At 40.0% G+C, this 12,932-nt stretch carries 18 protein-coding genes; 17 read left to right on the top strand and 1 reads right to left on the bottom strand.

From position 1 onward, the window contains the following. The first annotated feature begins 70 nt into the window (after nt 1–70). The 17 genes from htpG to gvpU (MKY77_RS19670) all read left to right on the top strand — a co-directional run bounded on the left by htpG (nt 71) and on the right by gvpU (MKY77_RS19670) (nt 10,734). Nucleotides 71–1,951 carry a molecular chaperone HtpG gene (gene htpG, locus MKY77_RS19750; RefSeq protein ID WP_339147366.1) on the top strand — a complete coding sequence of 627 codons (1,881 nt, stop codon included), beginning with the start codon at nt 71–73 and terminating at the stop codon, nt 1,949–1,951. Between the two features lie 195 nt (nt 1,952–2,146). Beyond that, nucleotides 2,147–2,527, top strand: coding sequence for a VOC family protein (locus MKY77_RS19745; RefSeq protein ID WP_339147365.1), 381 nt, complete (start codon nt 2,147–2,149; stop codon nt 2,525–2,527). 417 nt (nt 2,528–2,944) lie between these two features. After that, nucleotides 2,945–3,199, top strand: a complete 255-nt coding sequence (gvpA, locus tag MKY77_RS19740) for a gas vesicle structural protein GvpA (RefSeq protein WP_010195308.1) — start codon at nt 2,945–2,947, stop codon at nt 3,197–3,199. A gap of 77 nt (nt 3,200–3,276) precedes the next feature. Beyond that, on the top strand, nt 3,277–3,711 hold the full coding sequence (gene gvpT, locus MKY77_RS19735; RefSeq protein ID WP_339147364.1) for a GvpT/GvpP family gas vesicle accessory protein: 435 nt from the start codon (nt 3,277–3,279) through the stop codon (nt 3,709–3,711). A 37-nt stretch (nt 3,712–3,748) separates the two neighbouring features. Further along, nucleotides 3,749–4,198 carry a gas vesicle protein GvpQ gene (gene gvpQ / locus MKY77_RS19730; RefSeq protein ID WP_339147363.1) on the top strand — a complete coding sequence of 150 codons (450 nt, stop codon included), beginning with the start codon at nt 3,749–3,751 and terminating at the stop codon, nt 4,196–4,198. Nucleotides 4,199–4,223: 25 nt separating this feature from the next. Then, nucleotides 4,224–4,484: a gas vesicle structural protein GvpA gene (gene gvpA / locus MKY77_RS19725; protein WP_010195314.1), complete on the top strand. Its 261-nt coding sequence runs from the start codon at nt 4,224–4,226 to the stop codon at nt 4,482–4,484. A gap of 67 nt (nt 4,485–4,551) precedes the next feature. After that, the gene (gene gvpO, locus MKY77_RS19720; protein ID WP_339147362.1) at nt 4,552–4,818 is read left to right on the top strand and encodes a gas vesicle protein GvpO; all 267 of its coding nucleotides are present in this window, start codon (nt 4,552–4,554) and stop codon (nt 4,816–4,818) included. Between the two features lie 25 nt (nt 4,819–4,843). Next, nucleotides 4,844–5,758, top strand: coding sequence for a gas vesicle protein GvpN (gene gvpN, locus MKY77_RS19715; protein ID WP_339147361.1), 915 nt, complete (start codon nt 4,844–4,846; stop codon nt 5,756–5,758). A 17-nt stretch (nt 5,759–5,775) separates the two neighbouring features. After that, entirely contained in the window at nt 5,776–6,543 is a 768-nt protein-coding gene (locus MKY77_RS19710; protein ID WP_339147360.1) for a GvpL/GvpF family gas vesicle protein, read from the top strand. Next, nucleotides 6,544–6,798 carry a gas vesicle protein GvpG gene (locus tag MKY77_RS19705; RefSeq protein WP_339147359.1) on the top strand — a complete coding sequence of 85 codons (255 nt, stop codon included), beginning with the start codon at nt 6,544–6,546 and terminating at the stop codon, nt 6,796–6,798. Between the two features lie 10 nt (nt 6,799–6,808). Continuing rightward, a complete protein-coding gene (locus MKY77_RS19700; RefSeq protein ID WP_339147358.1) occupies nt 6,809–7,615 on the top strand; it encodes a GvpL/GvpF family gas vesicle protein in 807 nt (268 codons plus the stop codon). A 16-nt stretch (nt 7,616–7,631) separates the two neighbouring features. Beyond that, nucleotides 7,632–7,907 carry a gas vesicle protein gene (locus tag MKY77_RS19695; protein ID WP_339147357.1) on the top strand — a complete coding sequence of 92 codons (276 nt, stop codon included), beginning with the start codon at nt 7,632–7,634 and terminating at the stop codon, nt 7,905–7,907. Further along, nucleotides 7,873–8,157, top strand: a complete 285-nt coding sequence (locus tag MKY77_RS19690) for a gas vesicle protein K (protein ID WP_339147355.1) — start codon at nt 7,873–7,875, stop codon at nt 8,155–8,157. Before MKY77_RS19695 ends, MKY77_RS19690 begins: the two co-directional genes overlap by 35 nt. Nucleotides 8,158–8,365: 208 nt before the next feature. Further along, entirely contained in the window at nt 8,366–8,698 is a 333-nt protein-coding gene (locus MKY77_RS19685; RefSeq protein WP_339147354.1) for a gas vesicle protein, read from the top strand. Nucleotides 8,699–8,725: 27 nt separating this feature from the next. Further along, complete coding sequence (locus MKY77_RS19680; RefSeq protein ID WP_339147353.1) at nt 8,726–9,544, top strand: YtxH domain-containing protein; 819 nt, start codon at nt 8,726–8,728, stop codon at nt 9,542–9,544. Between the two features lie 21 nt (nt 9,545–9,565). Further along, the gene (gene gvpU / locus MKY77_RS19675) at nt 9,566–10,276 is read left to right on the top strand and encodes a gas vesicle accessory protein GvpU (RefSeq protein WP_342515454.1); all 711 of its coding nucleotides are present in this window, start codon (nt 9,566–9,568) and stop codon (nt 10,274–10,276) included. A 62-nt stretch (nt 10,277–10,338) separates the two neighbouring features. Continuing rightward, entirely contained in the window at nt 10,339–10,734 is a 396-nt protein-coding gene (gvpU, locus tag MKY77_RS19670) for a gas vesicle accessory protein GvpU (protein WP_339147350.1), read from the top strand. Between the two features lie 316 nt (nt 10,735–11,050). Here gvpU (MKY77_RS19670) and ggt read toward each other — a convergent pair whose 3' ends face one another. Then, nucleotides 11,051–12,814, bottom strand: coding sequence for a gamma-glutamyltransferase (gene ggt, locus MKY77_RS19665; protein ID WP_339147348.1), 1,764 nt, complete (start codon nt 12,812–12,814; stop codon nt 11,051–11,053). Nucleotides 12,815–12,932 lie beyond the last annotated feature (118 nt).

The following is a 12,932-nucleotide window of genomic DNA, read 5'->3' as shown; positions in this document are numbered from 1 at the left end:
AACGTTAGCACTCTTCGTCCTAGAGTGCTAAAATATACAATGATACATAACCGGAAGGAGAAATCAGAACATGACCAAAAAAGAATTCCAAGCTGAATCGAAACGACTGCTGGAAATGATGATCAACTCCATTTACTCCCAGCGTGAAGTATTTCTGCGTGAACTAATTTCTAATGCAAGTGATGCGATGGATAAAATCTATTATCGTGCATTGACAGATGATTCTCTTACATTTGATAAAGACAACTATTTTGTGAAGGTAATCCCTAATAAAGCGGATAGAACCTTAACCATTGTTGATACAGGAATCGGGATGACCAAAGAAGAATTGGAAGCCAACTTGGGTGTTATTGCAAAGAGTGGTTCTTTGGCGTTCAAAAAAGAAAACGAAATCAAGGACGGGCATGACATTATCGGTCAGTTCGGCGTCGGTTTCTACGCGGCATTCATGGTTGCGGATGTGGTTACCGTGACAAGCAAGGCCCTTGGAAGCAACGAGGCCTTTAAATGGCAATCAGAAGGTGCAGATGGCTACACGATTGAGCCTGCTGAAAAAGACTCTGTCGGTACAGAAATCGTTCTGAAAATAAAAGAAAACACGGAAGATGAAAGCTATGACGAGTACTTGGAAGAGTATCGAATAAAGTCCATCATTAAAAAGTATTCCGACTTCATCCGCTATCCGATTAAAATGGATGTCACCACGTCCAAACCGAAAGCGGACAACGAAGAGGAACTAGAAGAAGTGACAGAAGAGCAGACCATCAACAGCATGGTGCCAATCTGGCGTAAAAATAAATCAGAACTTAAAGATGAAGATTATGAGAAATTTTATAATGAAAAGCACTATGGTTTTGACAAGCCTTTAAAGCACCTCCATATTAGCGTAGACGGTACGATTCGCTATAACTCTATACTGTATATTCCGGAGAATATCCCGTTTGATTACTATTCTAAGGAATTTGAAAAAGGCCTGGAGCTATATTCAAGCGGCGTTTTGATCATGAACAAGTGTGCTGACTTGTTGCCGGATCATTTCAGTTTTGTGAAAGGATTGGTGGATTCTGAGGACCTTTCCCTTAACATTTCTCGTGAAATGCTGCAGCAGGATCGTCAGCTGAAGTTCATCGCGAAGAACCTCGCCAAGAAAATCAAGAGTGCCCTGCTTGGCATGTTAAAGGACGAGCGCGACAATTACGTGAAGTTCTTCGAGGCATTCGGCCGTCAGCTGAAGTATGGTGTTTATGCAGAATATGGGGCAAACAAAGAGCAGTTGCAAGACTTGTTGATGTTCTATTCATCCACAGAAAAGAAACTAGTGATGCTCGATGAGTATATCTCCCGTATGAAAGAGGATCAAAAATATATTTATTATGCAACTGGTGAGTCCAAAGAAAGAATAGAAAAGCTTCCGCAAACGGAACTTGTTTCGGACAAAGGCTATGAAATCCTTTATTTTACGGAGGACATTGATGAGTTCGCAATCAAGATGCTGATGAACTATAAAGAAAAAGAGTTTAAAAACGTATCAAGCGGGGACCTTGGAATTGACTCTGAAGAGGACGAAAAGCAAACGGAGTCCGAACAGGAAGCAAACAAGGATCTATTTGAAGCGATGAAGGAAATTCTTGCTGATAAGGTTTCAGCAGTTAAGGTCTCAAAACGTCTAAAAACACATCCTGTCTGCCTATCAACAGAAGGGGAAGTAACCATTGAGATGGAGAAAATCCTAAGCGCGATGCCTGATAACCAAAACATCAAAGCAAACAAGGTGCTCGAGATCAACACAAACCATGATGTGTTTGCATCATTGAAAAGTGCACATGAAGGCGATCGTGAAAAGCTGGCGTTGTACACAAATCTTCTCTACAGCCAAGCGCTGCTGATTGAAGGATTGCCGTTGGAAGACCCTGTTGAGTTTACGAATGATGTATGTAAAGTGATGGTATAAATAATAGTTAATATTGAAAAAGGCCAATTCTGCTCAGTAACGAGTGGGGTTGGTTTTTTTGCATTCTGGGAAGTGGTTTCGATTGATGTAATGGTATTGGAGGAACAGTAATTTCCCCGAAAGAATTTTCTCAAAGGAAATCTCCCTTGAATCAAGAATACATAAAAGGAGGAAACCCGAAGGAGGAGATGAAAGATGCAAAAAACAATTCCAATCAAAAATCAAATGAACGGCGTATTTATCCATGTTGCAGATCTCAAAAAATCCGCAGAATGGTATACCAACCTGTTGGGTTTAGAAGTGGACCTTAGTACTGTCGAGTCTCCTGTGTATAACATTCCATTGAAGGGAAGCACTTCCTTGACACTTGATGACCATACATTCGATCCTACGTTTAAGCATGAACCAAGCAACGCACCTTTGTTTAATTTTTATTCACCAGACATTGAAGAGGCATATCAATTTATTCAAAATAAAGAGATTGAAGTGGTACGTGAAATAGAAAGGGTGGGGGATACGGCATGGTTCAATATTAAGGATCCTGACGGGAACGTGGTGATGATCTGTAATTGCTGATGTTAAGTTTGGGGATGAATCAATCTGTCATTCTCCTCCTGTTGCAAAAAGTACCCACTTAGCCTATGTGAACAAGTAAACCTAATAACTTAGATGTATTTCATAAAGAGAGAACGTGGTTTTGCCATGTTCTCTTTTTGTCGTTCAAAACTCCTTTTAATAAAATGTATTATTATTGTAATATAACTTCAAGTATTTTCCTATATCTTCAAGAAATATGGATAGCTATCACTTTCTGATATTACATGTATGCTGATTTGGGAAATAAAAAATGAATATCTTGGGATTTTTATAGACATCACAACTTAAGTCTTGTTTTAGACACAGATTAATGGGTTATATACCTACTAAGCCAATTAAATAAGAAAACTTTGATCAGAGGACTACATTTATAAAGTGGAAAGGAGCAATGCGTAAATGAGTGTTCAAAAAAGTACAGACAGTTCAAGTCTAGCAGAAGTAATTGATCGGATTCTTGATAAAGGAATCGTGATTGACGCATTTGTAAGAGTTTCATTGGTAGGAATCGAAATTCTTACAGTAGAAGCACGTGTGGTAATTGCAAGTGTGGATACATGGTTAAGGTACGCAGAAGCAGTTGGTCTTTTACGTGATGAAGTCCAAGAAGAAGGTTTGGCTAATAGAAATCAAGAAGGTCAATTCAGCTTCTAATCATCAATTTTCACTAAATAATAATTCTCATAAATAAAATGCAAGATTTACACACAGAAGGGATGAGGTTGGTTTACATGACAGTTAAAGAGAAAAACGAACAGCAAGAAGAAAAGAATGATAATGGCAATTACTCTATCAATTTAGCTATTGTGGGAGGAGTTGTAGGTGCAGGTATTGGTTTACTTTCCAGCCCAGGCACAAGTAAAAAGCTTTATAAAAATATCAGTGAATCAGAAGTAGTGAAGGTTGCTGGTAATCAATTAAGAAGATCGGCCCAAGAGATGCTTGCTGCACAGGCGCAAAATGGGATCAAGCAGTTGGCCTCAGGTTATATGGGTAAAAATGTGATGAGCCTATTAAATCCAACAAAAAGTAATGAAAAGAAGGATGCTAAAGACGATAACTCATCTTCCGAATTGGAAGAAATAAAGGAAGAAAACAAAAATATAAATAATCGACTCGATAAGATAGAAAGCATGCTGAGTGAATTAGTGGATTCTAAGAAATAACTAGACCTCTTTCAATGAATCCAAAGGTGGTAATTGGATGGGCAAAGAGATTAAAAAGACATTAGGCAAGGCGGCAAAGAAGGTGTATGAACACACTCCGGAGCCGATTAAAGAGGAAATCAAAGATAAAGTCAAAGAAAAAGCGAAAGAAAAATTCATTGGCGGTATTCAAGAAAAGGCCGAGGATGCTACAGAGAACCTGAAGGAAGCGACAGAAGAAAAAGCTGTACAGTTCGAAGACAAGGCAGAAGAAGGAAAAGAAAAAGCACAAGATGCTTTACTTTCTGTTCGTGACAAGATTGGGAAAGTCGTTGAAGCGGGAGAGGACTTCCAAGAGAAGATATCCTCGACTAAAGAAGATGATGATGACCGCAAAGTAAAAGGTGTAAAGAGCATCAAAACCTACACCGACATGAAAGGTGCCACTAATATCAAAAGCTCAAAAAATATCAAATCCTCAAATGACATTAAGACAATGGGGTCTTGATGAATGATGAAAGGAGAAATGATGGATGTCCGTTCAAAAAAGTACAGACAGTTCAAGTTTAGCAGAGGTTATTGACCGTATATTAGATAAAGGGATTGTCATTGACGCCTTTGTTAGGGTTTCAGTAGTAGGAATTGAAATCCTGACGGTAGAGGCAAGGGTGGTCATTGCCAGCGTTGACACATGGTTACGTTACGCAGAAGCAGTGGGATTACTTCGTGATGAAGTAGAAGAAAACGGGCTACCTGAGCAGCAAAATGAACGAAGTCCACGCTTTAGTATTTAGATATTAGAATGGGAACAGCCAGGGGATATTTCCCAGGCTTTCCCTTCTATTTATGCAGGAGGTCCATATGGAAATCAAAAAAATAATGGGGAATGTCGCTGATTTCTTCAACGAATTTGTCGCCCCCCTTCATAAAATCACCTCCGTTGAAGAAAGTGAAAACGAAGGATGGAAGCTTACAGTGGAAGTGATTGAAGAAAAAGAATACATGAAAAAGTACGCAAAAGATGAAATGCTCGGTATATATGACGTCCATTTAAACAAAGACAAAGAGGTCGTTTCATATAAAAGGCGCGATATCAGGTATAGAAGTTCCATTAAACACGAGGGATAGCACGCAGTGAGTAGGAGGGAATGGAGTGACGGTTTTAAAAGAAAAAATAAAGAAAGATCCAAGGGCACTAATTCAAGATTCAGAAACGAAAGATTTGCTTTCTCGCTCACTGCAATATCTAAAGGCCGGATACCCTATTCATTTTACAGGCCCTTCTGGTGCAGGTAAAACTTCCATGGCACTCGCTCTTGCAAAGAAAAGGAAAAAGCCTGTTATGCTCATACACGGAAATCATGAGTTGAACAATAAGGATTTAATAGGTGATTTTACTGGTTATTCACGGAAAAAGGTTGTAGATAACTATATCCGTTCCGTCTATAAGAAAGAGGAAAATGTGACAGAAACTTGGAAGGACGGGCGTTTATTGGAGGCCGTGAAAAATGGATACACGCTAGTGTACGATGAATTTACTAGGTCTCAACCAACGACAAACAATATCTTTCTTTCTATTTTGGAGGAAGGGGTTCTTCCACTATATGGATCTAAACTGACGGAACCCTTTGTACCCGTTCACCCGGACTTTGCAGTAATCTTTACGAGCAACCCTGATGAATATGCTGGGGTTTTTCATACACAGGATGCTTTGCTGGACCGGCTGATTACCATCCATGTTGATTATAAAGAGGTGGATAGGGAGGCAAAGATCGTTTCCCAGAAAGTCGATATGAAAGAAGGAGAAGCGAAAGCCATTACTGGTCTTGTAGCAGAGCTTCGTAAAGAATGCGATAAGAATGGTCCTAGTTTACGTGCATCCCTGATGATAGCAAAGCTGGCATCGGAGGGAGATATTCCAATAGACGGGGATAATGAGGATTTCAAGCGGCTTTGCTTGGATATTCTGGGACATCCATTGGGCAGATGCCTGGATAGTGAACAGCCGTTGAAAGACGCAGAAAAATTGATAATAAAGGCCTGTGAAAATATGGAGGTCACTGAGTAATAAAGGAGAGTCTTAACATGAGCCAAGAAGAGAAAATGGGTATATATATCATCTGTGGAATTCAGACAGATGCGGAAGAGGAATTCGGACATATTGAACTGGAAGGAGAGCGAAGAGAGCTCTTCACGATTTCGTATAAGGACTCTGCCATGGTGGCTGCAGAGGTGCCAATGAAAATCTACCATCCGAATAAGGAAAATTTGATGATGCATCAACAAGCCATATCACTTGTGATGAAACAAAACGATACCGTCATTCCTGTAAGCTTCGGTAATGTTTTTCATTCAAGAGAAGATGTAGCCGTCCTGCTTGAAAACTTATATCCTCAATTCGAGAAACTTTTCCCAGCTATCAAAGGAAAAATCGAATTGGGCTTAAAACTAATTGGGAAAAAGGAATGGTTGGAAGAATTGGCTAGTGGCAATGAAAAAATGGGGAAAATGGCGGAGACGGTCCGAGGGAAATCAGAAGCAGCCAGTTATTATGAGCGAATCCAGTTAGGTGAGGCAGCTCAAAAGCTTTTCCAATCCCTCCAAGAAGAAATGCAAGCAGAAATTTTTCAACCATTAAAGGAAACAGCGGAAGCATCGAAGGTAAATGATCCTATTGGTGAGAAAATGCTGTTGAATGCCTCCTTTTTAATTGATAGGGAAAAGGAAGCGGAGTTTGATGAGAAAGTAAATGAAGCTCATGAAAAGTGGAAGGATAAGGTCGATTTCAATTACAGTGGTCCATGGCCGGCCTACAACTTTGTCAATATCAGATTAACAGTCGAGGGTGCTTAAATGCTCCATAAATTAATATCTGCACCTATCAATCTTGTCATTAAGATCGGCGAGAAAGTAAAAGAGGAAGCGGACAAAGAACTGTATGACCTTCCAACCATTCAAAAAAAGCTCATTCAGTTACAGATGATGTATGAATTAGGTGAAATTCCGGATGAAGCGTATAAAGAGAAGGAAGCAGAACTGTTGCACCGTTACGAAGTAGCCAAGAATTTGGAAATGGAACAATGGGAGCAGTTGACCAAAAAGAAGTGAGGGTTAGGATATGGGGGAATTAATTTATTTATATGGGTTAATCCCATCTAATGAATCAGTAAGCCTGCCTGTTCCATCCATGAAAGGTTTTGATGGAAAAGGTGATATATACACCATATCAATAGGGGAAATAACCGCTATTGTATGTAAATTGGATGCAAAAGAGTATTCAGAGGAAATCATCAAAGAGAAAATCAATGGTGATATGGAATGGCTACAGGAAAAAGCATTTCATCATCATGAAACAGTAATGGGATTATCGAAATTGTATACTGTAATACCTTTAAAGTTTTGTACGTTATATAAAAATGAAACTAGATTAATAGATATTGTTCAGCAAAATCATTCCAAGATGACAGACACTTTTGCGCTTCTAGAAGGCAATGAGGAATGGAATCTTAAAATATATTGCAATGATGAATTATTAAAGAAGCAAGTAAGCCAGAGCAATCCCGCGATAGAGAAGCGTAGAGAAGAAATCAGCCATTTATCTAAAGGGAAACAATTCTTCGAAAAGAAAAAACTCGATAAATTGATTGAGGATGAAGTGGAGAATGAAAAGGATCGTGTGAGTGAAAGAATCCATACACATCTTAAGGAATTTGTTTTGCAAGGGAACGTAAAGAGGAATTGGAGCAAAGATGTGACAGGTAGGAAAGAAAACATGACCTGGAATAGCGTCTATCTTATCTCATCCTCAAAAGTGGAACAGTTTTTAGAAGAAATCCAGCAATTTGAAAAGAAAATGGGGGAGATGGGCTGGCAGTTTGAACCGACCGGGCCATGGCCTGCTTATCACTTTTCAAGCTTTTCATAAGTGAGGATGACTATTTATGTCCCATAGAGAATCGATAGAAAATAAGGATATAGCTTTAATAGATATTTTAGACGTCATACTTGATAAAGGTGTGGCAATAAAAGCGGATTTAGTCATTTCCATAGCGGGTGTTGATCTTGTTTACTTGGATCTTCGTGTCTTGATTGCATCTGTAGAATCCCTTGTACAGGCAAAGCAGGGAAATGGCAAAACGGTATCTTCCATAGAATTTGATAACCAAAGGGAGGGATTAATACATGCAACCGGCCAACCCGACAAGTGGAAGAATTAATTTGGATCCTGATAAAGCAGAACATGGATTAGCTCAACTTGTCCTTACTGTGGTGGAACTTCTGAGACAAATCGTGGAACGCCATGCCATGCGACGCGTGGAAGGCGGAACGCTGACCGATGACCAGATTGAAGATTTAGGCGAAGCTTTGATGAATCTGGAAGAAAAGATGGAAGAACTAAAAGATATTTTCGGCCTTGATGCAGACGACTTGAATCTGGACCTAGGACCACTAGGAAGCTTGCTATAATCAGGCTCTGTTCTCAATATTTGTTGCTATGAGCTTGTAAAAAGTCGGCTTTTGAACTATCTACCTTTATGAAAATAGCAAGTAATTCACTTTGTAGATAGAGGAAAAGAGGACGACAATAATAAATATTACCTGAAGTTTAAAATGTTCAGAAGCAAAGAAATATGAGAGACAGCCTTCATCCATTACCCTAAGGAGGGTTCATATAATGGCAGTTCAAACGACTGGACAATCAAGTACGATAGTGGATGTGCTTGAGAAAATACTAGACAAAGGTGTCGTAATCGCCGGTGACATCACAGTGGGTATCGCAGATGTGGAGCTATTGACCATCAAGATACGACTGATTGTCGCATCTGTTGATAAAGCGAAAGAGATTGGCATGGATTGGTGGGAAACTGATCCTTACCTAAGCTCTAAAGCGGTAGATAACAACACCAAAGCATTGGAAGAGGAAAATAAAATGTTACACGAGAGACTTGAATCTCTTGAAAAAAAGCTAAGTACAAATCGAATAAATTCAACTGAATTCAACTACTAATTCAACTAAAAATAGGAGGTTTTTATCATGGCAGAAAACAAAACAAACACTACAGAAAATCAAACAGAGGAACAAAACACAAATAAGGAAGAAACGTCATTTGCAGGTCCAATTACTCGTTCCATTGCAGGAGGAATTATCGGGGCAACAGTCGGTTATTTAGCTACTCCTGAGAACGGGAAAAAACTAATGGATAGTATTGATACCGAGGCGCTTAAATCTAAGAGTTCTAGTTTTGGAGAAACAGCCAAGGAAAAATCCAAGAAAGCTTATGATTCTATCAAAAGTTCAGCAAAAGGTCTATTTAATAAAGAGGATGAGGAAACGAGTGAAGATGAGTCCGAAAATGAAAATGAAACTTCCAATGAAGATGCTTCGAGTGAGAAAGAGGTTGCTGCATCAAAAGAGTCTACAAAGGACTCCACAAATGAAGATTACGAATCCTTGAAGAAGGAAAATAAAAACCTTACCGATCGACTAGGAAAGTTGGAGGAAATGCTGACAAAATTAACGGAAGATAAAGAAACAGCCAATAGCTCCGAAGAAGACAGCGAAGAGGATAGCGAAGAAGACAGCAAAGAAGAAAAGGAAGAGGATAGCGAAGAAGACAACGAAGAGGATAGTGAGGAAGACAGCGAAGAAGATAAAGAAGAGGATAGCGAGGAAGAATCAGAGGACGAAGAGGAAGACGATACAGAAGAGAAAGATGATAGTAAGGATGATGAAAAGGGAAAGAAAAGTAAACCAAAAAAGAAACGTTCTACAGCTAAAAAGTCTTCTAAGAAGAAAAAAGATAAAGAGAGCAATGAAACCACTCTTTCCAGTGATGACGATACTTCATCTTAATGAAGAAAGGGAGTTATTAATATGACTAATGAGCAATCGGCAGGGAAAGATAACATTCTTGCTTTCCTTGTCCAGGCAACGAATAAACATAATCTTTCTATCGATATCACATTGAATGTAAATGGTGCCATTGTTACAGGAACTATAGTTTCAGCCAAAGAATACTTCGTTAGTTTGAGTGAAACCTTTGAAGACGGCAGTGATGTGGCTCAACAACTTAGTGAAAAGTTTGCTCAAGCAGGAGAATCCATTGATTCAGGGGAAGAGGCTGAAGCAAGTTTCATCCATCTTAAGGATGCTAAAGTATTTTGTGGGAGCAGTAAACCATCCCCTTCTAAAGGATCAGCTCTTTGGAGAGGACCGCTAAGCGAGATTAATGGCTTCTTTTTAGATGATTTCACAGACAGCGGGGAAGAGGATGAAGATTCCGATGATAATAGTGACTATCAATCATTAAAAGAGAAAAACGGTAAACTCACAGATCGTATAGCAAAGTTGGAAGAGATGATAACACAACTTAGCCCTGATGATGATGATGACGATGAAGAGGATAAGTCCGAAGAATCCGAAGTTGAATCAGAATCTGCAGAAAAACAAGATTCAAAGAAAGACAATGCCAAGGATGATGAAAATAAAGAAAAGAGTGAGAAAAAGCGCTCAGGAACTAAATCTAGTTCTACCAAAACGAAAAAGAAAACTTCATCATCTAAAAAGACAGCTAAAGCTGAATAAGGCAAGACAGGGAGCAGAAACCCTCTGACTTTCTTTTCAACTTAAGAAAGGGGAAGTTGTGAATGAATAGTGAGCTTGGTGCCAAAAAGGACAGTATTTTAGAGTTCTTTGTGCAAGCTGCCAATAGACACGGTTTTTCACTTGATATTACCTTAAACGTAAACGGTGCTGTAATATCCGGTACTCTTATACCGGCAAAAGATTATTTTGAAACGATGAGTGAAACCTTTGAAGATGGAAATGAAATTGCCCAAAAAATAAGTGAACAACTTGCAAATGCAGGGGAAGGCGTGGATTCTAATAAAGGCGCCGAAGTTAATTTCATCCATCTAAAAAATACGAAGGTTTATTGTGGTGATAGTAAACCTACGCCATCAGAAGGGAAAATCCTTTGGAGAGGGAAACTAAGCGAAGTAGACGGTTTCTTTTTAGGAAGGATTTCAGATAGTGGTTCCTGACTGGGATAAATGTTCAGTCAAAAAAAGCAGCTGTCAGATAGACCTGACAGCTGCTCAGACTGTTGACAAACCTTATATATTTTTAAATTTGAAAGTAACTGTTGATCTTCGTTCCAGGCCGCTTCGCTTTCCAGCGGGCGGTCCGTAAGCCTCCTCGGCTTACTCCTGCGGGGTCTTACCTGTCCCTTCCTCCCGCAGGAGTCTTCGCGCCTTTCACTACGATCAACACGAGAATCTCATCATTTTGAATAATTATTAACTTTGTCTACACACTAAGCAGCTGTCAGATAGACCTGACAGCTGCTTTTTCAATTATTCATTTTCTTTTGCCCGGACGTGTGTAGCCTACCGAAGCTCCATCACGTCTAGCATCAGCAACCCCGACATATTCGCCATTTTCGTAATCAATTAAAATACTTTGCACATTCCCGATCAGTTCTGAATTGTTTGGGAAACGATGGCCCATTGAATTCAGTTCCGAGAGGACTTCAGCAGATATACCATCTTCGTAACGATAGCTATTGATGGCATTAGTATAAATACGAGGTTCGGCAATTGCTTCTTCTAGTCCCATTTCATAATCCATAACATTTAACACCACTTGTAGAACGGAAGTGATGATGGTAGGTCCCCCAGGTGACCCGACACTCATAATGGGTTTGCCATCTTCAAATACAATGGTAGGAGTCATAGAACTAAGGGGGCGTTTATTAGGTTGGACTTCATTCGCTCCGCCTGGTCTTGCATCAAAGTCTGTCAACTCATTATTAAGCATCAACCCGTATCCTGGTACCATAATCCCTGAGCCGAATACTTGTTCAATGGTCGTGGTATAGGAAACCAGATTTCCCCATCTGTCAGCAACAGTAAAGTGTGTGGTTTCTCCAATATCCTTCTCATCATTTTGCTCAATCACATTATAATTAGGGTCAACATCTTCATATTGCCAAGGATTTCCTGGCTGTGGATTAGTGTTCACAGAATTAATATCTATGAGGGCACTGCGTTCTGCGATGTAATCTGGGTGAAGTAAGCCTATCATCGGAACTTCCACGAATTCTGGGTCCCCTGCATATGCCCCTCGATCTGCATAAGATAGATGCATGGCTTCAGCGAGTAGGTGATACACTTCTTTTGATCTACGGTCATACTGGCTGATATCGAAGCCATCCAATGTTTTTAACATTTGTAGCAAGAACAATCCTCCTGAGCTTGGAGGTGGCATGCTTGCAATATCATAGCCCTTATATTCTCCCCATACCGGTTCGTCCTCTGTAACTCCATAGTTTTGAAGGTCCTCTATCGTCATGCTGCCTCCAAAATCTTGGACGGTCGCGGCAAGAGCTTCCCCGATCTCTCCATTGTAAAAGACTTCGGAACCATGGGATCTAATTAGTTTAAACGTTTTCGCTAGATCCTTCTGGACAAGCCAATCTCCCTCTTTAATTGGTTCGCCTTTTGGTAGAAACACTTCCTTGGCAGCAGTACCTGCCAGTTTTTCTTTATTGTTTTCGATTTGTAATGCCAACTGTCTATCTACGGAAAATCCATTTTGGGCAAGTTGAAATGCCGGGGTAATCAGCTGTTGGAAAGGCCTGGTTCCCCATTTCTCATGTGCTGCTTCCAGTCCCTTTAATGTCCCTGGCACTCCAACAGAGTTACCATGCCTCACACGTTCTTGAAAGGGAATGATGCTACCATCAGGATTCAGGAACATATCAGGCGTCGCACCCGCTGGAGCGCGTTCCCGACTATTCACAATCGTTGTTTCATCCGTTTCTGCGTCATACACCATCATAAATCCACCGCCGCCAATGCCTGACATCATCGGTTCCACAACGTTTAATGCGAATTGGACCGCAATGGCAGCATCCATCGCATTTCCGCCTTTCCTCAGAATATCCGCCCCGATTTCAGATGCAAGTGGATGTGATGTAGACACCATGCCATCTTTGCCCACGGCCACTTCATTACTGCCTTCCACCGGTTTTTGGGCATGTCCGAAATTTGGAACAAGTGCAATTAACAGGACTATTGATAGAATAATGGAACATAAAGATTTTAAGTTTCTTCTTTTCATTTTTCCACCTCGACTCCTTTTTTTATGTATATCTATACCAAGGGTAAAGTTTAAGGGAGAGGAAGGTCAACTTAACAGGGTGAAAATTCAGAAAAATAAGTAAACTTAACTAGATACT

The sequence above is a fragment of the Sutcliffiella sp. FSL R7-0096 genome (assembly GCF_038595065.1).
In the GTDB taxonomy this organism is placed as follows: Bacteria; Bacillota; Bacilli; order Bacillales; family Bacillaceae_I; genus Sutcliffiella_A.
This window is presented reverse-complemented; position numbering and strand designations above follow the sequence as displayed.